This window comes from Bacillus sp. ISL-46 (assembly GCF_018613205.1).
The window spans coordinates 42,582-65,922 of sequence record NZ_JAGGQR010000004.1 but is presented as its reverse complement, the minus strand read 5'-3'; the positions used below and the strand labels follow the sequence as shown (position 1 = coordinate 65,922).

General features: G+C 41.0%; 20 protein-coding genes. 16 read left to right on the top strand and 4 right to left on the bottom strand.

What is annotated here, in order from left to right; all coding sequences use genetic code 11:
- Positions 1-200 precede the first annotated feature (200 nt).
- The 3 genes from J7E67_RS01740 to J7E67_RS01730 all read left to right on the top strand — a co-directional run bounded on the left by J7E67_RS01740 (position 201) and on the right by J7E67_RS01730 (position 4,425).
- Positions 201-1,388 carry a L,D-transpeptidase family protein gene (locus J7E67_RS01740; protein ID WP_214730788.1) on the top strand — a complete coding sequence of 396 codons (1,188 nt, stop codon included), beginning with the start codon at positions 201-203 and terminating at the stop codon, positions 1,386-1,388.
- 1,242 nt (positions 1,389-2,630) lie between these two features.
- Positions 2,631-3,806, top strand: coding sequence for a ParM/StbA family protein (locus J7E67_RS01735; RefSeq protein ID WP_214716166.1), 1,176 nt, complete (start codon positions 2,631-2,633; stop codon positions 3,804-3,806).
- A 13-nt stretch (positions 3,807-3,819) separates the two neighbouring features.
- The gene (locus J7E67_RS01730; RefSeq protein WP_214716165.1) at positions 3,820-4,425 is read left to right on the top strand and encodes a hypothetical protein; all 606 of its coding nucleotides are present in this window, start codon (positions 3,820-3,822) and stop codon (positions 4,423-4,425) included.
- 64 nt (positions 4,426-4,489) lie between these two features.
- On the opposite strand, the gene J7E67_RS01725 is transcribed toward J7E67_RS01730, so the two are convergent.
- Entirely contained in the window at positions 4,490-4,615 is a 126-nt protein-coding gene (locus tag J7E67_RS01725) for a DUF4023 domain-containing protein (protein WP_214716164.1), read from the bottom strand.
- 162 nt (positions 4,616-4,777) lie between these two features.
- Here J7E67_RS01725 and J7E67_RS01720 point away from each other — a divergent pair, with 162 nt between their 5' ends.
- Positions 4,778-5,719, top strand: coding sequence for a phosphotransferase (locus tag J7E67_RS01720; RefSeq protein ID WP_214730786.1), 942 nt, complete (start codon positions 4,778-4,780; stop codon positions 5,717-5,719).
- Between the two features lie 83 nt (positions 5,720-5,802).
- On the opposite strand, the gene pepT is transcribed toward J7E67_RS01720, so the two are convergent.
- Together pepT and J7E67_RS01710 are read right to left on the bottom strand one after the other, a co-directional pair.
- Positions 5,803-7,035, bottom strand: a complete 1,233-nt coding sequence (gene pepT / locus J7E67_RS01715) for a peptidase T (RefSeq protein ID WP_214730784.1) — start codon at positions 7,033-7,035, stop codon at positions 5,803-5,805.
- A 221-nt stretch (positions 7,036-7,256) separates the two neighbouring features.
- Positions 7,257-8,189 carry a nuclease-related domain-containing protein gene (locus tag J7E67_RS01710; protein ID WP_251026506.1) on the bottom strand — a complete coding sequence of 311 codons (933 nt, stop codon included), beginning with the start codon at positions 8,187-8,189 and terminating at the stop codon, positions 7,257-7,259.
- 220 nt (positions 8,190-8,409) lie between these two features.
- On the opposite strand from J7E67_RS01710, the gene J7E67_RS01705 reads away from it, so the two are divergent.
- The 4 genes from J7E67_RS01705 to J7E67_RS01690 are packed head-to-tail and all read left to right on the top strand — an operon-like array spanning position 8,410 to position 11,556.
- Complete coding sequence (locus J7E67_RS01705) at positions 8,410-9,033, top strand: TetR/AcrR family transcriptional regulator (protein WP_214730782.1); 624 nt, start codon at positions 8,410-8,412, stop codon at positions 9,031-9,033.
- Between the two features lie 12 nt (positions 9,034-9,045).
- A complete protein-coding gene (locus J7E67_RS01700; protein WP_214730780.1) occupies positions 9,046-9,930 on the top strand; it encodes an ABC transporter ATP-binding protein in 885 nt (294 codons plus the stop codon).
- 4 nt (positions 9,931-9,934) lie between these two features.
- Positions 9,935-10,732, top strand: coding sequence for an ABC transporter permease subunit (locus J7E67_RS01695; protein WP_214730778.1), 798 nt, complete (start codon positions 9,935-9,937; stop codon positions 10,730-10,732).
- A 23-nt stretch (positions 10,733-10,755) separates the two neighbouring features.
- Positions 10,756-11,556, top strand: coding sequence for an ABC transporter permease subunit (locus tag J7E67_RS01690; RefSeq protein ID WP_214730776.1), 801 nt, complete (start codon positions 10,756-10,758; stop codon positions 11,554-11,556).
- A 38-nt stretch (positions 11,557-11,594) separates the two neighbouring features.
- On the opposite strand, the gene J7E67_RS01685 is transcribed toward J7E67_RS01690, so the two are convergent.
- The gene (locus tag J7E67_RS01685) at positions 11,595-12,299 is read right to left on the bottom strand and encodes a hypothetical protein (RefSeq protein WP_214730774.1); all 705 of its coding nucleotides are present in this window, start codon (positions 12,297-12,299) and stop codon (positions 11,595-11,597) included.
- A 131-nt stretch (positions 12,300-12,430) separates the two neighbouring features.
- On the opposite strand from J7E67_RS01685, the gene J7E67_RS01680 reads away from it, so the two are divergent.
- The 8 genes from J7E67_RS01680 (at position 12,431) to J7E67_RS01645 (ending at position 23,340) form a co-directional block, all read left to right on the top strand.
- Entirely contained in the window at positions 12,431-13,171 is a 741-nt protein-coding gene (locus tag J7E67_RS01680; protein WP_214730772.1) for a gluconate 2-dehydrogenase subunit 3 family protein, read from the top strand.
- A gap of 17 nt (positions 13,172-13,188) precedes the next feature.
- Complete coding sequence (locus J7E67_RS01675; RefSeq protein WP_214730770.1) at positions 13,189-14,904, top strand: GMC family oxidoreductase; 1,716 nt, start codon at positions 13,189-13,191, stop codon at positions 14,902-14,904.
- A gap of 76 nt (positions 14,905-14,980) precedes the next feature.
- Positions 14,981-15,331 carry an ASCH domain-containing protein gene (locus tag J7E67_RS01670; protein WP_214716145.1) on the top strand — a complete coding sequence of 117 codons (351 nt, stop codon included), beginning with the start codon at positions 14,981-14,983 and terminating at the stop codon, positions 15,329-15,331.
- Between the two features lie 178 nt (positions 15,332-15,509).
- The gene (locus J7E67_RS01665; protein WP_214716143.1) at positions 15,510-17,240 is read left to right on the top strand and encodes an ABC transporter ATP-binding protein; all 1,731 of its coding nucleotides are present in this window, start codon (positions 15,510-15,512) and stop codon (positions 17,238-17,240) included.
- Positions 17,241-17,290: 50 nt separating this feature from the next.
- Positions 17,291-19,105, top strand: coding sequence for an ABC transporter ATP-binding protein (locus J7E67_RS01660; RefSeq protein WP_214730840.1), 1,815 nt, complete (start codon positions 17,291-17,293; stop codon positions 19,103-19,105).
- A 471-nt stretch (positions 19,106-19,576) separates the two neighbouring features.
- Positions 19,577-20,782, top strand: a complete 1,206-nt coding sequence (locus J7E67_RS01655) for an MFS transporter (RefSeq protein ID WP_214716141.1) — start codon at positions 19,577-19,579, stop codon at positions 20,780-20,782.
- Between the two features lie 319 nt (positions 20,783-21,101).
- The gene (locus J7E67_RS01650; RefSeq protein ID WP_214716139.1) at positions 21,102-22,274 is read left to right on the top strand and encodes an ABC transporter substrate-binding protein; all 1,173 of its coding nucleotides are present in this window, start codon (positions 21,102-21,104) and stop codon (positions 22,272-22,274) included.
- 187 nt (positions 22,275-22,461) lie between these two features.
- Complete coding sequence (locus tag J7E67_RS01645; protein ID WP_214716137.1) at positions 22,462-23,340, top strand: branched-chain amino acid ABC transporter permease; 879 nt, start codon at positions 22,462-22,464, stop codon at positions 23,338-23,340.
- Position 23,341: the final 1 nt, after the last annotated feature.

Genomic DNA, 23,341 nt, shown 5'->3' with positions numbered 1-23,341 from the left:
CAAACCCGAGTAAACCAATAGCCAAGGACATAGATTGTTTTTAGAAAAACTGCAGTAGAAAATTGTCGAAAAGGGAAAGACTTACAAACTAAATTTCTAAAATGGCAGGAAATTATCACCATTTTATCTCCAGTTTTTGACAAAATATTCTGATTACATATGTTACTTTTAGTAATAACTACTTAATTGGGGAGATTACGATGAAAAAACTATCTATTATTTTTGTTTTGCTGTTCAGTGTATTCTTATTTACGAGCCAAGCAGATGCAAGTGGTGGGTCCCAGTTAATTATTATTAACAAAAAGACAAATACCCTTGCATTCTATGATAGTGGTAAATTAGTTAGAACATTCAGCGTTGCTACTGGAAGATCGAGGTCACTTACACCAGAAGGGACTTTTAGAATTGTAACTAAGATCGTTAATCGCCCCTATTATAAATTGAAAATTCCGGGCGGAGATCCTCGCAACCCGCTTGGTAGTCGTTGGCTGGGATTAGAAGCACGGGGCACCTATGGTACCACCTATGCTATTCATGGGAATGCAAATGAAAATTCGATTGGTACCTATGCAAGTTCAGGTTGTGTACGGATGCACAATTCGGAAGTACGTTGGCTTTATAGCCATGTCAATAATTACACATTGGTAATCATCACCCATTCAAACAGCAGCTTTGATTCGATAGCAAAGGCCAACGGTTATGGCAGTGGTTGGGTGGAACTTAGCGGCAACAAGTATTATTACGTGGATGGCCAAGTAAAAACGGGCTGGCAGTCGATAGAAGGAAAAAGGTATTTCTTTGATGACGCTGGTGTGATGGAAACCGGATGGATAACCCAGGGTGATAAGAAATATTATCTCGATTACAAAGGTGAAATGAAAACGGGATGGCTGGACGATGGTGGAAATAGGTATTATTTCGATCATACAGGTACGATGAGAACGGGCTGGATCGCAGACGGTGGGAAGGAATATTATCTTGATAACAAAGGTGTGATGAAAACCGGTTGGTTATCTATCGCCGAAAATCGGTACTATTTTGATAGCAGCGGAGCTATGAAAACCGGCTGGTTAGCGGATGCTGGAGAATTGTACTATCTCGATAATACAGGATTGATGAAAACGGGCTGGATCAATTCTGAAGGCCGCTGGTACTATCTCAATGATACTGGTGTCTTGAAAAATACTCAGGCTCTTTCCAACAATAGTCAGTGGGATTATCTCGACAAAAATGAGGACGTAACGGCAGACCGGTCCAATTTATTAGAGGAAAAATACAAACTTAACAGTCAAGAGTCGGTAGTGACTGGTTGGTTGAACTATAAGGAGAAATGGTATTACCTGTATGTAGGTGCTGACATGGTTGCTAGCGCAATGAGTGAAGGGTAAATAGGTTGGCAGGATATAATTGCCTCATAGATTAATAGATAGCTTAAAGTGCCTCTAGAAGGCGCTTTTTTGCTGTGAAGCCGTGAGTATTTGAAGGGATATAAACAAGCAAAAACCTACCCTCAGAAGCTTAGTGACAATCCACTATTCTTCGCTAATTGGTAACATATTCATAGATTAATGTTTTACAAGAAGGCTGGTTTAATAGTTTATTAGTTAACGATTTTAGAAGAGGGGAGGGGCACTTAAATTTATGTGAGATCGGATATTGGGGGATCATCAGCATGTATACATTTCTGCATACATGTTTACATTTTGTATACTTTGTGTTTACAAAGGCGTAAACATGTATACGAAATCGTACACATCGCGTAATGACGCAGTGTATACATGTTTGATATCGTTGTTTACAAAAACTTGATAACAGCGACACCTGAAAACAGGCTAGCTAGCGGACGGTGGGGAATGTTGTTGTCTGGATACTTGTCGCTTCATGAAGACTGACTAGATAAGCTCTGAAGGCAGAAGATGCGTTCTCGATGATATAACATGAATAATAATCCTCAAGCTTTTGCCAGCAACAGTCAGTGGGATTATCTCGACATAGATGAGGCTGTTGATTCAAATAGTTCCAATTTTTAGAGGAATACAAACTTAATAGTAAAAATGAAGTAGTGACGGGCTGGTAAAATTTTAAGGAGAAACGGTAGTGCTTATATGTAGGAAAAGATACGGTTGCCAGTTCGATGAGTGAAGAGTAGGGGACTGTTTCCTTCTTCCTCCCTCTTGATAAATTAATAGTTAAAGCATACCTTGATGTGTGCTTTTTTGCTGAGAAAAGTATTGACCAAAAAAGGGTGGATCGGACAGGGGGGCATTGGCAAGTATACAATTTTGTATACATGTTTACGTTATTTGGTTACTTGTATACATTTTAGTATACAAGTTTACAGTTTATGTGCACTTGTATACAATTTGTATACTTTGTGTTTACAGAAGCGTTTACACGTATACAAAACTGTATACATTTTGGGATTGTGCGATGTTTACAAATTTGTTATCGTTGTATACAATAATGTTTACATCTTTCTGAAGTTTACATGTTGTTTACATTTTTACAGTTATATTTTTTTTACTTATAAATCATTGAAGAATCTATCAATCTTCTATACCCTTAAAGGTGTAACTAAAATTACATAACTACTATAAAAATAAATCTATAAATGAAGAGGAATGATGTTTATGACTAAATCCAGAGTTGCAGCTATTGATGTTGGGAATGACTCCATTAAGGCCATTTTCGGAGAACTAGACTATGAATTGAATATTCCTAACATTATTGCTAGGGATACAGAAGATCGACCTGTTATTGGGATTGAAGAACTTGATAATAAAAATCCATTGGATGGAATTCACATCAAAGTCCACTCCCCTGCTTTAAAAGAGAACAACGGAATTTATCGTATTGGTAATTTAGCTACTAAAAGTATTAACGCCACTGAACTAGACCCTGGCAGCAGCAAGTCAGAGGAAGATCAAACGTTAATTATGCTTTTTGCAACATTAGCTTTAGACGCAGTAAAGGAAAATAATTCACATGCTTTTCCGCGTACAAAAAATGTGATTGATGCTAACTACACATTGGGAACAGGTCTTCCCCTTCGTGAAGTAAAAGAAGGCAAGGATGCTGGCTATCGTTCTAAATTAGTTGGTTCCGTTCATCAAGTTGAATTCCTTGTCACACCAAAGTACCAAGGATTGAAAGTAAATATTAAATTTGAAGAAGTAAAGGTATATCCTGAAGGATTCGCTGCATTTATTAACCTTGTTTTGGACAACAGCGGGAAAATAATCAATAAGGAACTTATTGATAAGCGCATCTTAATTCAAGATATCGGCGGATTATCAACTGATATTGCAGTCATCAAAAATCGTAATGTTGATGATGATAAAGCACAAGGGTTTAATCTAGGGGTTTCAGAATCATTAGAAGCCATTCGCGAAGAGATTAGAACAAAGCATGGAGTCGAACTTGATAGCCGCCGTGATGTCGTTGAGATTATCACTAAGAAAAGCGATCGTAATCATATTATGGTTAAAGGAAGCCGGACAAGCGTTCATGATATTACCGACCGAATCCTGCTTGATTTAGCTAAAAAGCAATACCGTTTATTACGTAATGTTTGGCAGAGAAATTCGCAAACGGAAATTTGCTACTTTGTGGGTGGCGGAGCCAATGTCTTAAAGGAATATCTTAAAACGTTAAATAACAATTTAGACGGTTATAATATTGACTTCTTTGAAGATGAGAAAGAGAGTATTTGGATGATGGCCAATGCATATTATAAACTCATCAACGACTTTGTTCGTAAAGCAGAGAAACAAAAGCCAGTTAGAGTTGAACCTGTAAAAAGCTAAATAAGGTGATTATATGAAAAAAGCAGCCTCAAATGAGGTTCAGAGGGGTCAAGCAATATCCTTTCGTATCCCCTCTGATACACCTGACCATATCTTAAAGCATTTACAAAAGTTGAAGGATACAGAAAGAAGGAATTTTTCCAGTAAAATTGCCGAGTTTGTGATGCAAGGTGTGAGTAGTTCTGTTTCGAGGGAAAAGGAGACAATTACAATCCCCCTCCCCCAGAAGTTAACGAAAGCCCAGCGGAATTGGTTAAAGCATGAACATTCTGAAGCATTACTTGGAAGTATTCTCTTTCAGCTGATATCTGACCCGGTTCGCTCGACTTCTCTGCTTGCCTCATTGAATAGTCATTCGATCGATATCGATGAAGCTTTATACCTTCAGGAAGAAGTATTTCCCGAGGAACTTCAAAAAGATGAAAGTTATCTGCAGGTCGCTGTAGCTAAGGAGGTCCCGCCCTCCCCTATTGATTTAAGTGACATGGAAGATGACCTCAGTGAGTTTGATTGGGAAAGTGCAAAAGAAAAGCAGCCGTTAATTGAAGAAGAGGAAAACGAAGTCGAGCCGGATATTGACGACTTACTTGGCGGATTTCTTGCAAACATGAATAAGTAATTTAAAAGGGCCAGACCTCACACACCGCCTATGCGCGGCTGAGAGGTTTGGCCCTTTTTCATAATTAATGCTGTTTATTAGGCATCCTTTGACTTTTTTGGCCTGTTGCTTGACGTTCTTTATTTTTCTTATCTTTTTCCTGTTTTTCATGAAGCTGTTCTACAAATTCGTGTGTACTTTTGTTATCCATTCTGCTTAACCTCCTTGAAAAATCGAACCAATGTTATTTTGACCAAACAGGTTGGAAATATTCTGTAATGCATTTCATTTGTTGTGAATAAGAATAAACATTATAGTCATAGTTGAAAATAAATAAATCTATGAAACTATTAATAGATGCGGTGGTGAGCCCATGGAACTGCTTAACAATATTGTCCGGGCCGATGGAAATTTAAATGAGGAGATCATCTTTAAAAAGGAAATCCTCTATAAGGGGATGAATGGGAGATTTGTGGAGAGATTTTACCTAACTCCATCAACTAGCTATATTTTTAAACCACTAACAAACGATGGCCAATTAGGTAAAGAGGTCTGGGTCCATGAACATATTCTCCCCGTATTTCCAACGATTTATCCAAAAATTATCTCCTATTCAATAAGTGAACGGACTGATTTAAACTGGATGATTCTTGAGGATCTTGGCCCACTCTCCCACGAATTTAATGAAGAAAGTGTATTGGGTGTGATCAAATGGGTGGCGTGGTGGCATTCACTCCCCATTGAGGAATTGGGAAATGTCCCGGTAACAGGATTGAAGCCAAAAATAGAGGAAATAGTATCAGCTGTTTGTGTGAAGAAGGATGAGTTTTACCGATTATTGCCTTCGTTAAAAATCGAGGAAGAGCTCATCGATGCCATTTTTCCACAACTTAATCGCCTGGATTTTTTAGAGAAAAAGGTGTTAACCCATGGCGATTTACATACGGGGAATTTTGCAATCGTCGGCGATGAGTTGAAGATTTTGGACTGGGAGCATACCCATCTTAATTCACCGTACTGGGATTTGTACCATCTCATTGATATGTCACATCCCCTCTTCCCGAAAAAAATAACGAGTCCACTTCGGGATCGAATCTTGGAGTCCTATCTAAATCTGGTTAAGTTTGAGATCAATCGGGATTATTTTTTCAAAGAGTATTATTTATTTGCGACCGTGTTTTCGATGTGGATGATCCTGCTGATTCAGAAGGACCTAGTGGAGAACGGCGGGAAATGGTCTGTTGTGCAGTTGAATACCCAGCTTGAAGAAACCGTTTCTAGTCTTCAACAGTGCGGAGCAGCTCTTCTTTTATGAAAAAGCTAACCTTGGTTCATGCAAGGTTAGCTTTTTTGTGTAAATTAAGCATGGTTCATGTAAGGTTAGCTTTATTGTGTGATTTACGCTTTTTGTTCTGTTAATTTGATGATTTCAATGACGGTGTTGGTAGCTTTGATCATATTATCCACGGAGATAAACTCAAATTTGCCGTGGAAATTTTCGCCGCCTGTAAAGATATTTGGTGTTGGCAGTCCCATGTAAGAAAGCTGGGAGCCATCGGTGCCGCCGCGGATTGGTTTGACAATTGGCATAATGTCCAAGTTCACCATCGCCTCATGGGCAATGTCGACAATTTCCATGACCGGCTTGATTTTTTCACCCATGTTGTAATATTGATCGTTCAGTTCGAGGTTGATGGTGTCTGTGCCATATTTGGCCTTGAGTCCATTGACGATGTTTTCGATCAACACTTTTCTCGACTTGAAAGTTTCCATGTCATGATCTCTGATAATATAGTGGAGTTTTGTTAGTTCAACATCTCCATTGAATGATAGCAGATGGAAGAAGCCTTCGTATCCTTCAGTATGTTCTGGTGCTTCCTGTGCTGGGAGTTGGCTATGTAATTCCATCGCAATTTTCATGGAGTTGACCATTTTGTCTTTTGCGGAACCGGGGTGAATATTGTTGCCTTTGATCGTGATTTTCGCCGCTGCCGCGTTGAAGCTCTCGTATTCTAACTCCCCTAGCGGACCGCCATCGACGGTATAAGCATGCTTCGCATGGAAGGCCGCAACGTCAAACTTATGTGGACCTCTGCCAATTTCCTCATCTGGGGTGAACGCAACGCGGACCTTACCGTGCTTAATTTCCGGATGGTTAATCAGGTACGCCATTGCTGTCATGATTTCAGTGATGCCAGCTTTGTTGTCCGCTCCAAGCAATGTGGTTCCGTCTGTTGTGATTAGGGTGTGGCCTTTATAGTCGGGTAGGCTTGGGAAATCCTTCGGAGACATCACAACTTTTAGCGCCTCGTTTAAGACGATTTCGTTGCCATCATAATTTTCGACGATCTGCGGGTTAACTCCTTTTCCGGTAAAGTCCGTGGCAGTGTCGACATGGGCCAGGAAGCCGATGGTGGGCACTTCTTTTTCTGTGTTTGACGGTAAGGTCGCCATCACGTATGCGTTCTCGTCGATGGTAACTTCTTGCATCCCGATTGTTTGTAATTCCTCGACAAGCATGCGGGCTAATGTCCACTGCCCCTCTGTTGATGGACAATTTTCGTTGTTTTCATTGGATTGTGTGTCCACTTTTACATAGGAAGTAAATCTTTCAATGAGTTCGTTTTTCAATTGCACTACACTCCCCTTTTTGGATGAATTCATGATTATCATATCACTATGAGAGAGCGGTTACACGTTTTTCAAATTAGATCGAAGGCGCAAGTGAGCCAACTTGCGGATGGAGTGAGCCAACTTGCGGATAGAGTGCTCCAACTTGCGGATGGAGTCCCAACTTGCGGATAGAGTGCTCTAACTTGCAGATAGGGTCCCCAAGCCCTTTTGAGTAACATTTACCTATTTTTACTAAAATCCATTTCATAGGAACGGTACCGAAATCCTCCTGTGTTCATCAGATTCATACCCTTCAATATACGATTGGCTGTGTAAATATCATCAACCCCCAAAAACTCCCGGCATTCCTTATTCGTGATGGTCCTATTACAAATCAAAAACCACTCTCGTAAAGTCCTAAGGTGGGCAAGATGATCATTCGCTCCACAATATGGGCAGCACCAGGTCCGGGGCAGCTTCACCATGCCAAACCTACCGCATGTCAAGCACCTCACCCCAGAGCGAAAATCCCCGAAAGGAATACCGTAGGCTGCGCATATCGGTTTTGGGATAAACGGTTGATGACTTTTTAGGAGTTCGGCAGACAGCCAATGAAAGGTTTCTTGGTCCAACTTATTTGCTTGTTGTGGGGTGCTTTTCATAAATGAGGGGATTAAGCTGGGGAACAAGATTTTAGTCTTTGCAGGAGGAACGGTAACCATTTGTTTCGGGTAAGCCAAAACGACTGCCCCGTAGATTGGGAGCAAGATGTTTCGATTCAGAAACCAATCACTAATTAACCCACGATTTCTTTCCAATTGGACAACAGGATTCTCAAAACCATCCTTGTGTCCATCCTCCCGTGTTCGGATTAATTGAGGAGGATTGTCCTTGAACTCCAGGCTTCCGCCAATATTTTTTACCTCTAAAACCACGCCACCCCAAGGAGTCAGCCCAAACGTATCCATTTGAAAATTTTCGGACCATGCGGGAGATAAGTCGTGGAAAATGTGGTGTTCAGCTGAAAATGGGTGCTTCCGGAAGACGTCAGCTACCCTTTCCTCCCCGCCAATACCCGCCTCAACGGATGCTCGTTTAGCTGCCAGTACTGGCTGGAGCGAATGGCCAGCTGATAACCGCTGCTGAGCTGCAAGCAAACCTTCTAACGTCAATGATCCATCTCTGTCTTTAATAATAATCTTCGATCACCTCCTTAAAATCTACCCGTCATCTTGCATCGTAGCACGTCCCCAAAGGTCATACTATAATTCAAACAACTATTTCATAATTTTGTAAAAAAATAGGGCTTAACCGATATTGACCGAATGAGTCAACGGTCGTACAATGTGGTTGACTGATGTGGTCAATAGCCGAAAAAGGAGGGCCACGACAATGTTTTCAAAATTTCTCAACTTAGATAAAGAAAAACAAGACCGAATCATAAATGCTGCCATAAAGGAATTTGCTGAGAAAGGATATGACCGAGCATCGACCAATGAAATCGTCAAAGAGGCGGGTATTTCAAAGGGATTGCTGTTTCATTATTTTCAGAACAAAAAGCAGTTGTTCTTATTTTTATTTGATTATTGTTACGAACTCGTTACCGACGAATTTTACAAAAAAATTAATTTCCAAGAGACTGACTTTTTTAGGCGTATGCGGCATGCCATCAAGATCAAAGCGGAAATGCTTGGGACGTATCCAGATATCTTTAAGTTTATCCAAGAGGTATTTTTGGAGGAATCTTCTGAAATAAAGGTTGAATTTGATAAAAAAAAATCAGAACTGACACATATCAATATGGAAAAAGCGTATGAGGGGATTGATTTTTCCAAATTTAGAGATGATGTCGATCTGACAAAAATCATAAAAATCATCAACTGGACGTTTGAAAAGATGAGTGATGAAGCGATTGAAAAAGCCAAGTTGTCGCCAACCCACGAGATTAATTATCAAGCGATCCAAGCCGAAGCAGAGGAGTATTTTGAGGTTTTGATTAAATGTTTCTACAAATAGGAGGCTGTCACGATGAATGTAATTGAAATAAACAATCTGACAAAGACGTATGGCAAGTCAAGGGGGATCACGGACATTAGCTTTCATGTCGAAGAAGGCGAGATTTTTGGTTTCATTGGGCCAAACGGCGCCGGTAAATCAACCACGATCCGGACCCTTTTGTCTCTCATTTACCCAACCAGCGGCAGCGCGACTATTTTTGGCAAAGATTGTGTTCAATTTGCACCTGAAATTAAAAAAGAAATCGGTTATTTGCCTTCTGAAGTTTTTTACTATGACAATATGAAAGTAAAGGACCTATTAAAATATTCAGCTAGTTTTTATAAAAAGGATTGCAGTAAGCGAATCAAGGAATTGGCGGAAATTATGGATTTGGATCTCAATAAAAAAATTGATGATCTCTCCCTGGGAAATAAAAAGAAGGTTGGCATTGTTCAGGGACTTCTCCATGAGCCAAAGTTGATTATCCTTGACGAACCAACGAGCGGACTCGACCCGCTCATGCAGCAAAAATTCTTTGAACTCTTAGAGGAAGAGAACAAAAAAGGGGTGACGATCCTCTTTTCCTCTCACATCCTTAGCGAGGTTCAACGCTTATGTAACCGTGTTGCGATCATTAAAGAAGGTAAAATCGTCACGGTTGAAAAGATTAGTACCTTACAAGAAAACAACTATAAAAAGTTCAAAATTGAAACGAAAGCACCGCTCGATCCAAGCTGCTTCAACATCAGCGGCGTCAATAATTTAGAAGTTAAGGACACGACGACTAGCTTTTTATTTAGAGGAAACATCAATGCCATCTTGAAAAAGATTGCTGACATTGAACTTGTGAATCTGTGGATTGAAGAGCCAGACCTTGAGGAGATCTTTATGCATTACTACGAAAAGGAGGCCTAAGACTATGAATATCTTTTTTCATGAATTGAAGGCTTATCGGAAGTCGACGATTATTTGGTCTGTATCGTTAGTGTTGATCATCGCTCTATTTATGTCCTTCTATCCTGCCTTTGCTAAGGATGCAGAAGATTTCCAAAAAATCATGGAGGGTTATCCGGAAGCTATCAGGAATGCGATCGGGTTTAACCTTGGGAATTTCTTTACCATTCTAGGTTTCTATTGCTTCCCGTTGTCATTCATTACGTTATGTGGGGCAATTCAGGGGATGAATCTTGGCACGAGCATTGTCAGTAAGGAAGTCCGCGAAAAGACAGCCGATTTTTTATTAACGAAGCCTGTTACCCGGAAGACTGCTCTAACAGCGAAACTGATGGCAGCCTTTGTCTCGATCATCATTACTAATATTATCTATCTAGCTGTAACCATCATCCTGGCATTTCAAGTTAAGACAGATGACTTTAGCCTGAAGGTACTTATTATGCTTTCACTCACGATGTTTTTTATCCAGCTGATTTTCCTAGCCTTAGGGGTGATTATGTCGGTGATTGTCCCTAAGATTAAGTCGGTATTGACCGTCTCCCTTACAACCGTCTTTGCGTTCTATTTTCTGGGGATGTTTAGCACCACAACAGGTGAGGAAGCAAAACGCTATATTTCGCCGTTTAAGTATTTTGACACCACCTATATCATCAAACATGAAAGCTATGAAGCATCCTTTTTAGTGGCTGGCGCCGTTATTATCATTCTGGCCATCGCGGCGAGTTATTTTGTTTATCTCAAAAAGGATATCCACGCTGTATAGCTGCGAAATGGAGGGGTTTGGTTATGAATATATTTTTAAAAGAACTGAAATCTTATCGAAAGTCGCTGATATTTTGGAGCATTGGTGTCTTCCTCATGGTGGCATCAGGCATGGCTAAATATGAGGCCTATTCCTCATCGGGCCAATCGATCAATGATCTGATTGCAGATCTGCCTAAATCGATGAAGGCAGTCATGGGTTTCGGTGTCGTCGATTTATCGAAGATTAGCGGTTATTATTCCTTGCTGTATATTTATTTATTATTAATGGCGACGATCCATGCAGCAATGCTCGGAGCTTCAATTATTGCCAAAGAAGAACGAGACAAAACAGCGGAGTTTCTCTTTGTCAAACCAGTTTCCAGAAATACCATTATTAGCGCAAAATTATTGGCTGCCTTCACGAATATTGTCATCTTCAATCTTGTCACCTGGGGTTCGTTGATTATTTTGGTAGGGAAATACAACCGCACAGGTGAAGCGGTTAATGGTGATATCGCCCTTACCATGGCAGGCATGTTTATTTTACAGGTCTTGTTTCTGGTCATCGGGAGCGCGCTTGCGGCTGTAAAAAAGAAACCGAAAACGGCTCCATCTCTAGCAACTGGTATCCTTCTACTTACGTATATGTTATCGATTGCGATTGATTTGAATGAGAACATTGAAGGCATGAAATACTTCACCCCCTTTAAATATTTTGATGCAAAAAATGTGATGTTTGGCGGTGGACTCGAGGCGATTTTCATCGTCATATCCGCGATTATCATTGCCGCATTATTAGTAGTGACCTTCACTTTTTATAAAAAGAAGGATTTAAATGCATAATGAGAGGCCTGACTTTTGTCAGGCCTTTCCTTTTGAGACTATTTTTCCCGCGTCATTTTAACAAGGGTATTGATATCGCTTGAAAGCTTGCTATAGGAAGGAGTATCTAACTTAATATTTGCCTTTATTCCATCAATGAGCGGCAATGCTTTTGGGTTTGTAATTGTTAAAATTTGAACATGGCCATTAAAGGATTTATCCATCAATTCTTTGGCTCGATCTAAATTGTCATCGTTATTCAACTTCGAAGGGTCAACCCCATCGAGATTACCGGTTCCAGATTCTCCAGCGGTGTTTTTTAACACCTTGCTTTGTAATTCATCATAGCGAGTCGAGGTCACTTCCGGTTGTGCTCTTGCCAGAATAATGGTGTCATCTAAGACAAATACCTTAATACCTGGAATCCCCTCACCAGATAATCGGGATTCCAAATGGGAGGAAATCCCGCCGTCATGGAGGCTGGAACTGCCAATCAAGCTATAGACATTCGTTCCAACCCCTCCTGTTGTTTGACCATTTTTGTTTGTGGTTTCCTTCTTAGTTCTGTCCACACTTGGAACGACATTTGGACTATTCTGATGTTCATGGACATTCCCATTTTTATTAACAGCCGGATCATGATAGTCAAGATTTTCTGCAGCCCCGACCTCATTTCCGTTCACTCCGTTTTGGGCTGAACATCCCGACAACAATAATAAGGCAGCAAACGGTAACCCCCAGATTTTCCATTTTTGTTTAAACATAAAAAATAGCCTCCTTTTTTAAAATGTATTTTCCCCATGAATTTTCTAATTATGAATGGAATATTTCGGAACATATTGAGAAAAGTATTTATTAAAAGAGAATAATGTTGAAAATACTGGAGGTATAAAAGATGGCTGAAGAAAACAAGGAAAACCCAGAATCGTTATCTAGAAGGAAATTCATTCGTAATACCGGTTTCACCGTGGGTGGTCTAGCTGTTGGTGGTGTCTTGGGCAGTCTGCTCCCTTTAAATCGTAAAAAAGAGGAAAAAGTAACACAGACAAAAGCAGAAAATTTTAATCAGGCTTTAATGTATTTTACGCCTGAACAATTTCGAATGACCGAAGCAGCAACAGAACGGATTTTTCCAGAGGATGACCATGGACCGGGAGCAAAGGCGCTTGGCGTGGCCTTTTTTATAGACCATCAGTTGGCAGGTGATTGGGGCTTTAATGCAAGGGAATATATGCAGGCACCCTTTTTCAAAGGTGAAAAGGTTCAAGGCTACCAGGGACGGTTAAGGCGCAGAGATATTTTTGATATTGGGCTGAGGGAACTTCAAAATCACAGTATGACCGTCTATAAGAAAAACTTCACTGAGTTAAAAGAAGAAGAACAGGATGCTATTCTGAAAGATTTTGAGGAGGATAAAGTAAACTTAACAACAATTTCTCCGAGTGGATTTTTTCAAATGCTTAGGGGCGCCACACTAGAAGGCGCTTATAGTGATCCATTATACGGTGGAAATAAAAATATGGACGGCTGGAAAATGAAGAAATATCCTGGCAGTCAAATGGCATATACAGACATTATTGACAAGGATTTTAAGGAAGTTAAACCGCAAAGTCTAAAATCCCATATGAATCACTAAGAAAGTAGGTGGAAACGATGGTGAGGAAATTACCAAAGGTAGATGTAGTTATTATTGGCGTGGGGTGGGCAGGCGGAATCATTGCGTCTGAACTGACCAAAAAAGGACTGAAAGTGGTCGGTTTGGAAAGAGGTAAGGAAAGAAAAACGGAAGATTACTTTATGGTCCATGATGAACTACGGTATGCATTGCGCTATGGAATGATGCAAGATCTGTCTAAAGAAACGATTACTTTCCGAGGAAATGAAAAAATCCGCGCACTTCCGATGCGACAATATGGCTCGTTTCTGCTTGGAGATGGATTAGGGGGTTCGGGTGTCCATTGGAACGGGCAGACCTTTCGTTTTTTGCCGTATGATTTTGAAATCTATAGTAAGACGGTTGAGAGGTATGGCAAAAATAAAATTCCTGCAGGAATGACGATTCAAGATTGGGGAATTACCTATGATCAAATCGAGCCCTATTATGATAAATTTGAAAAACTTACTGGTATTTCAGGGGAGGAAAATCCGCTTGCTGGAAAACGATCAAGTAAGTATCCAACTCCACCGATGAAAAAGTCGCCTCCATTGCAAATGTTTGAGGAGGCTGCGAAAAAATTGAAACTCCATCCCTATATGATGCCGTCTGCTAACCTTTCTGAATCCTATACAAATCCAGATGGAATCGCAAGATCAGCCTGTCAATATTGCGGATACTGTGAGCGCTTTGGCTGCGAATATGGAGCAAAGGCCGATCCGGTCGTAACCGTTATTCCTGTCGCGAACAAAACGGGGAATTTTGAAATTAGAACCCATTCCAATGTTAGAAGAATTTTAAAAACAGGGAATAAGGTCACCGGCGTTATGTACACAGATGTGACCACAGGTGAGGAAATTGAACAGCCAGCTGATATTGTCGTCTTAACAAGCTATGTATTCAATAATATTCGCCTGTTATTAATGTCGAATGTGGGCAATCCTTACGATCCAGGCACAGGAAAAGGCGTGATTGGAAAAAATTATGCCTATCAAGTAATCAAAGGGAATGCCATTGGCTTTTTTGATGATAAAGAATTTAATACGTTTGCAGGGGCCGGTTCGCTCGGAATGGTATTGGATGATTATAATGGTGATAATTTTGATCACTCCAAGGTTGGCTTTATTCATGGAGGGATGGTTTCTCTCAGTCAAACAGGTTTAAGACCGATTCAAAATAACCCAGTTCCTGGAGGCAAGCCTACATGGGGGAAAGAGTTCAAGGAAAAGTCAGTCAAATATGCCAACCGCTATCTATCAGTAGGTGCCCAAGGTTCTTCGATGCCTTTTAAACATCACTATCTAGACCTTGATCCAAGTTATAAAGATGCTTATGGGGACCCTTTAATACGGATTACGTTTGATTTCGAAAATCAAGATCGGCAGCTGGCCAAGTTCCTTGCCTCCAAATGTGAAGGGATTCTTAAAGAAATGGGAGCAGACCATATCGATGCGATGAAAGATTTAGGTCCATATGATATCACCACCTATCAATCCACCCACAACACGGGCGGTGTGATTATGGGGAATGATCCGACGACCTCGGCCGTCAATAATTATTTGCAAATGTGGGACGTCGATAATTTGTTCGTGGTGGGAGCATCCGCATTTCCGCATAACTCTGGCTATAATCCGACAGATACCGTTGGTGCCTTAGCCTACCGTGCGGCTGAAGGAATTATTAAATACCATGATAAAGGCGGACAGGTTGTTTAATTCTCCTTGAAAATGGATTTAATGATAACGATAGTGATAATATAGGTAAATGAATTAGAAATAGGAGGAGAAGCGAATGACAACACAAAATGAAAACAATACCTTGCCGCCAAAGACTTGTTCTGTGGAACGCTTAGTCACACTTGAAGGAGATGTAAAGAAGGTACTTTCAGGTGAAAAAACAGCGACGCGCCGGAATGGCCGCTATGCGGATCCTGGAGAAATCATGACATTGGAAGGCCGTGACTTTGTGGTAGACCGTGTCTATTCCCAGTCATTAGGTGAATTAACGGATGAAGATGCACGCCGTGAGGGCTTCGAAAATGTGGAAGCCTATAAACAATCGATTCTAAGTATTCATCCTGGAATGCCATGGTTGCCGCAAATGCGCGTGTGGGTTCATGAGTTTAGCCCGGTTCAAAAATAGTCTATAAATGCTCGAGGCCCATTTCAAAAGTGGGCCCTTTTTTTATGGAATAATCGATGCTAATCCCAAAAAAGCCTTCGAAATAACCCTTTACGTTTGCAGGTCAATTAGTTGGTTAATCGAAGTAAAAAAATTATAATATTCCTAGAGAGGATTTCCGAGAGGCTGGGGTGAGCGAATGAAGTTTTTATCAAAATACATAAAGAAGTACTGGAAATCTTTTAGCATAGCGGTTTTATTCCTTACCATTGAGGCGATTAGTGATTTGATGCAGCCAACCATAATGGCGAAAATTATTGATGAAGGTGTGGCCAACAAGGATATAGGTTATGTTTTGAAAATGGGCGGATTGATGCTGCTGATTACGGCCTGTGGAGCAATCGCTGCTTCCACCAGAAGTGTAGTCGCTAGTATTGTTTCACAAAACTTCGGGACGGAGTTAAGGTCGGACTTATTCAAAAAAATTCAAACACTTTCGTTTAAAAACATCGATAAATTTGACCGCGCCTCCCTTGTTACCAGATTGACGAATGATGTGACCCAAGTTCAGGTGTTTGTTAATGGATTGATGCGGGTTTTTGTCAAAGCCCCGTTGCTAGCCATTGGCGGTTTGATTATGGCCACACGGTTAAACCTGCAGCTTTCCGTGGTCCTGGCGGTTGTGGTTCCAATTGTTGCGCTATTAATCATCTTTAATATGAGATTGGGCTTTCCCCTCTTTTCCCGTGTTCAAAATGGATTGGACCGGGTGAATAGTGTCATGCGGGAGTACCTATCCGGGGTCCGAGTTGTGAAAGCGTTTAATCGCTTTGATGTCGAGGTTGGTAAGTTTACGAAGGTAAATGACCAATATAAAAATCAAGCCATTTCAGCAAATCGACTGATGTCCTCCTTCAGTCCAGCCATTATGCTCACCGTTAATCTTGGGATTGTTGTTGTCCTTTGGATCGGCGGCAATGGTGTGAATACGGGCGGTATTCAGGTCGGCCATATTATTGCCTTTATCAACTATATGACGCAAATACTATTTTCATTGATGATGATCTCGATGGTTTTTACGATGTTTGTCAGAGCAAAGGCCTCGGCAGGGAGAATCGATGAGGTATTTTCTCAAGCGGATAACGTTTCTTGGAATGAGGAACTTAGGTTAAATTCTATTGAAAAAGGCCGAATCGACTTTGAAAATGTTTCTTTTTCCTATGAACAAGCAACAGGCGAGCCAATCTTAAAAAATATTAATCTTACCATCCTGCCTGGAGAGACAGTAGGAATCGTCGGCTCAACAGGATCAGGGAAAAGCACGCTTGTCGGACTCATCCCCCGTTTCTACGATACGGTGGGCGGTACGATTAAAGTAGACGGTGTTGATAGTAAACAGGTCAGTCCGAAGAAATTACGTGAGAAAATTGCGATCGTGCCCCAGAAGAATATTTTGTTTACGGGGAGTGTCGCGGAAAATATTCGCTGGGGTAATGAAGAGGCAACCGATGCAGAAGTGGTTACGGCCGCGACAATGGCCGGGGCACATGATTTTATTGAGAGGTCACCGGAAGCCTACCAAACAAGGATTGGCCAAGGGGGCGTCAATTTTTCCGGCGGACAAAAGCAACGGATTTCCATTGCTAGAGCCTTAGTAAAGAAACCAGAAATTTTGATATTAGATGATAGTACAAGTGCCGTTGACGTCGCAACCGAGGCGAAAATCAAGGAGGCCTTGAAGAAATATGCTAAAGGGCTTACCTGTTTATTGATTGCCCAGCGGATCACCTCGATTATCGATGCCGATAAAATCGTCGTCCTCGACCGCGGCGAAGTTGTTGGGGTTGGTACACATCAGGGACTATTGAAGGATTGCCGTGTTTATCAGGAAATCTACCAATCTCAAGTCGGCAAGGAGGTGCATCCGTAGTGTCAAAGGGAAACGTACAGACTGGGAATACTCCCCCTGCCCCGCCGCCGATGAGACCAGGCGGTTTTGGCGGAGCCCAACGCCGTGGGCCTGTTGTCAAGCCTAAGAACTTTAAAGGGACATTGCAAAGACTTTGGCAATATTTCGGCAAAGAACGAAAAATGCTCACGGTTATTTTTATTTTTATTGTAATGGACGCAGCCCTGATGCTGCTTGCCCCCTTACTGATTGGAAAAGCGATAGATGCGATGCGAATGAATGGTGGAAAAGTAGATTTTGGATTTCTTGAGATGATGATCTGGATCTTGGTCGCAGCGTATCTGACTGACAGCCTGTTAACCTTTTTACAAGGATGGCTGATGGCCGGCGTTTCCCAGCGAATTGTCAAAAGCTTAAGGGATGCCCTTTTTAAAAAATTACAAAAGCTGCCCGTATCCTTTTTTGATTCTCGTTCACACGGTGAGTTAATGAGCAGGCTATCAAACGATGTCGATAATATTAGTAATACAATCTCGCAATCAACGACGCAATTAATGTCCGGGGTGGTCATCATTACCGGGTCATTAATGATGATGTTACTATTGAGCCCTATCTTGACATTAGCAAGCTTAATAACCGTACCGCTTGTCTTTTTACTCACAAAAACGATTGCCAAACGGACGAGTGTCCTGTTTAAAAACCAGCAAGTGGAGCTGGGAATATTAAATGGCCATATTGAGGAAACAATCTCTGGAATTGAAATTGTCAAAGCCTTTAATCACGAGGAAAAGGTCATCGAAGAATTTGAAGTGGTCAATACGAGGCTGCGTGAGGTCGGCCTCAAGGCGCAAATTTGGTCCGGATTTTTGATGCCGATCATGAACGTCATTAATAACCTTGGCTTTGCAGTGGTCGCGGTGGTTGGAGGAATCCTTGCGGTCAAAAGCATCATCACGATTGGGGCAATTGCCAGCTTCATCACCTACTCCAGGCAATTTGTCAGGCCGCTTAATGACCTGGCGAATATTTTCAATATTCTTCAGTCTGGCGTTGCTGGGGCCGAACGTGTCTTTGAAATCATCGATGAACAAGAGGAGCCAGAAGATCTGCCAGAGGCAATCGCCTTAGAAAACCCAAAAGGACATGTCATATTTGAGAATGTAAGTTTTGGTTACCATCCGGAAGTGCCGATTCTAAAAAATGTCAGCTTTGAAGCGGATATCGGCAGCAGTACGGCCTTCGTCGGACCAACCGGCGCTGGAAAAACGACGATTGTAAATCTCCTGACAAGATTTTATGACGTGACAGACGGAAGAATTCTCCTTGATGGCCATGATATTCGGGAATACACAAGGGACAGCTTAAGAAGATGCTTTGGATTTGTCCTCCAGGATACCTATTTATTCTCAGGGACGATCAAGGAAAATATTAAGTATGGAAATACGAAGGCAACGGACAATGAGGTGGAACGCGCGGCGAAGATGGCCAATGCCGATAGTTTTATCAAACGGCTTCCTAACCAATATGAAACGGTCTTGTCTGAAAATGGCGGCAATCTAAGCCAAGGACAGCGGCAGCTGCTGGCGATTGCGAGAGTCATTTTAGCTAAGCCCGCCCTGCTGATCCTAGATGAAGCGACGAGCAGCATTGACACCAGGACTGAGCTCCATATTCAAGAAGCCCTGCTCACATTGATGGAGAACCGAACCAGCTTTATCATTGCCCACCGCCTCAATACAATTCGCGATGCTGACACCATCATGGTCATTGACCATGGGGAAATTATCGAGACTGGAAACCACGATACATTAATGAGGCAGCAAGGCAAATATTACAATATGTTTTTTAATCAGTTCAAAAATGTGGAAACGGGTTTGGATGGCTAGGTATTGAAGGAGAGACTGGGGAGGTTCAGTCTCTTCTTTTAGTCAATACATATGGTTGATGGGCGTTCATTCATTTACCGAGGGAGCGCCTTTTTATGCTTTAGGGTAAATGTAACGCTCTTTCATATACCGAGAGAGCGTCTTTTTATGCTTTAGGGTAAATGTAACGTTCTTTCATTTACCGAGAGAGCGCCTTTTTATACTTTAGGGTAAATGTAACGCTCTTTCATTTACCGAGGGAGCGCCTTTTTATGCTTTAGGGTAAATGGAAACTTGCTATAACGTTATCTAACGACCTCAATGTACTCTTCTAGCAAAGGACGCCCCCCTCTACCAAAATAAAGTAAATTATTAATGACAACTGTAAAGACACCTGCTAGAATACTTATGGTTAATCGATTATTCTCATACCTAAAGTAAAGAAAATTAGGGAATAATGTAAAAAAATAGCTACAACTTAGGGGGATCCACATGAAAAACAAAAAGGAAATTTCAGGCCGAAGATTGCTTGGCATTGCCGGGATGGGCTGGATGTTTGATGCCATGGATGTCGGCATGCTTTCTTTTATCATTGCAGCCTTAAAAGTAGAATGGGAGCTGACTCCTGGGCAGATGGGTTGGATTGGAAGTGTCAATTCCATTGGGATGGCCGTTGGTGCACTTATTTTTGGCTTAATGGCAGATAAAGTTGGACGCAAAAATGTATTTATCATCACGTTATTATTATTTTCCATTGGGAGCGGGCTTTCCGCAATGACCACCACATTAACCGCCTTTTTAGTGTTTAGATTCTTCATCGGCGCTGGTTTAGGAGGAGAGCTTCCTGTTGCCTCCACACTCGTATCAGAAAGTGTCCCCGCCGAAAAGCGCGGCAGGATTGTGGTTCTGCTTGAGAGCTTTTGGGCAGGAGGCTGGCTAGTTGCTGCAGTTATCTCTTATTTCATTATTCCAAAGTTTGGCTGGCAAGTGGCATTACTTATTAGTGCCATTCCAGCTTTATATGCATTATACCTACGCATGGGGCTGCCGGATTCACCCCGTTTTACGGCAGTAAAGGACAAGGAAAAAATTTCAGTCTTCCAAAGCATGAGGAATTTATTTTCAAAGGATTACAGGCGCCAAACAACGATGCTTTGGATCTTATGGTTTTGTGTAGTTTTCTCCTATTATGGAATGTTTTTATGGCTTCCAAGTGTAATGATTATGAAAGGATTCAGCTTAATTAAAAGCTTTGAATATGTGCTAATTATGACGTTAGCGCAGCTCCCCGGTTATTTTACAGCTGCCTGGTTTATTGAAAAATTCGGCCGTAAGTTCGTTTTAGTTGTCTATTTAATTGGTACAGCAGTGAGTGCCTATTTCTTTGGGGCAGCAGAATCGACTGCTCTGTTGATGACTTCAGGAATTCTATTATCATTTTTTAACCTAGGTGCTTGGGGAGGTCTTTACGCTTATACCCCTGAACAATATCCAACCATCATGCGTGGTACAGGCTCTGGTATGGCAGCAGCGATTGGAAGAGTTGGCGGCGTGTTAGGACCCTTATTAGTCGGTAATCTTGTCGCACAGCAAGTATCGATTTCAACCATCTTTATGATCTTCTGTATTTCTGTCTTAATTGGAGCAATCGCCGTTTTCGTATTGGGAAAAGAAACAAAAAATACAGAACTAGCATAATAAATAGTCTAAAGAGATTCTTTATAGCGGAGTCTCTTTTTTTATATATAGAACATTGAATCATATTTAACCAAAATATTTTTAAAAAAAAATTTATTTTCCCTTTTCATATAAATCCTTTTTAACTTTAGTGCAATAAAGTCTTTTGAGTGGGTAAAATCCATATATTTGCTATATTGCAAATTATCTTAAAATAATGTATAATACCACTAGACGAACCCCCAAATATTTTGTACAATGTTTTCAGAATATTATCTTTTTTTAAAACAGTTAGACAAAGGCGATTGGGAAAATTTTTTCAAAAAACAGGGGGTAAATCATGAGGAAAAAGAAATTGGCTGGTATCTTTATGTCGTTTATGGTTGCGGCAGGTGTGTTGGCAGGATGTAATTCAAGTGCTAGTAGCGATGGGGAAAAAGGAGGCACAATTAAGATTGGTGCGAACCTAGAACTATCGGGTGGAGTAGCTTCTTATGGCCAATCTGCCAAAGAAGGTATTGAGTTAGCAATCGAAGAGATCAACAAAAAAGGTATTAATGGCAAAAAATTAGAATTAGTGACAGTTGACAATAAGTCAGATGCAGCAGAGGCTACAAATGGTGCTCTAAAACTTGCCACTCAGGATAAAGTTGTTGCGATGATCGGTGCGGCAACAAGTACAAACACATTAGCACAAGTGCAGATTGCTCAAGATAATAAAATTCCATTAATTACACCAACGGCAACAAACGCAACGATCACAAATAAAGATGGAAAGGTAAATGATTTTGTCTTCCGTACATGCTTCATTGACCCATTCCAAGGTACAGTTGCAGCAAATTTCGCTTCCAATGATTTAAAGGTTAAGAGTGCGGCTGTTCTGATTGATAGTTCAAGCGATTACTCTAAAGGTCTTGCTGCGTCTTTTAAAAAGAATTTTGAGGCAAATGGCGGAAAAATTGTTAAAGAAGAAGCCTATGTGGCGAAGGATACAGATTTCCGTGCAACCTTAACAAATATAAAATCAGCAAAACCAGAATATATATTCGTTCCTGGCTTTTATGAAGAAGTAGGTTTAATTATCAAACAAGCTCGTGAGCTTGGCTTAAATGTGCCAATCATGGGTGGTGACGGTTGGGACTCTCCTAAACTAGTAGAAATCGCTGGAGCAAATACACTGAATAACACATTTATTACAAACCACTATTCATCAGGTGATAGTGAAAAGAAGGTTCAAGACTTTGTTGCAGCGTTCAAAGCAAAATACGACGGTAAATCTCCGGATGCCTTTACAGCTCTAGGTTATGACACAGTATACTTCCTTGCGGATGCGATTAAACGTGCTGGAAGCAGTGATTCTAACAAAATTCAGAAGGCACTCGCTGAAACAGATGGATTAGAACTTGTTTCTGGAAAAGTGAAGCTTGATAAAAACCATGATCCAATCAAAGCCGCTGTTATCCTTGAGTACAAAAACGGAGAACAACAATTTAAGACAAAGATCAATCCTTAAAGAAAAGCGGAAGCGCCTTGTCTAGGCACTTTAGCTAGCAAAATTTTATAGTTTGCCAGAGGGATAGGGAGCGTGATGTCTCCCTATTCCACTTTATAAAAGAAATGCAAGTTTCCCAACATGCAAACTTTGTTTAATTGTATTTAAAAAAAGATACGTGAAGTCGGTCCAAAGGAGTGTAAGACAGATGGAATTAATACAGCAGCTTGTAAATGGAATATCCTTGGGCAGTATTTATGCATTAATTGCTCTAGGGTATACAATGGTTTATGGTATTGTAAAACTGATTAACTTCGCCCATGGAGATGTATTCATGGTTGGTGCATTTATAGGGTTTTATTCCATTACTATTTTAGATTTAGGATTTTTCCCAGCATTACTTATTTCCATGGTGGCCTGTGCCATCTTTGGTGTTTTAATCGAGAGGATTGCTTATAAGCCTCTTAGAAATGCAACTAGAATTGCGGCCCTTATTACCGCAATTGGGGTTTCGTTGTTTATTGAGTATGGTACCATTTATATTCGTGGTGCCCAGCCGGAAGCCTATCCGGATGGAATCGTTCCAATAAAGAGCTTAGAGCTTTTTGGGGTAAAAATTAGCGGTCAGTCCTTACTTATCTTAGGAACTTCGTTAATTTTAATGATTTTACTACAATTTATCGTTCATAAAACAAAAATTGGTAAAGCCATGCGAGCCGTATCACACGATATGGATGCCGCAAGATTAATGGGAATCAATGTGAATAACACGATTTCAGCAACTTTTGCGATTGGTTCTGCCCTTGCTGGTGCAGCCGGAGTTATTTTTGGTGTCTACTATACAAAAATTGAGCCTTTGATGGGAATTATCCCAGGACTTAAAGCGTTTGTTGCCGCAGTTTTAGGCGGAATCGGGAGTATTCCTGGGGCGATGACTGGCGGTTTAGTTTTGGGTGTAATCGAGTCACTTGTTAGTGCAGCAGGCTACTCCCTATGGCGTGACGCCGTAGCATTTGTCGTTCTTATCTTAATCTTAATCTTCCGTCCAGCAGGTTTATTTGGTAAAAATATCAGGGAAAAGGTTTAAG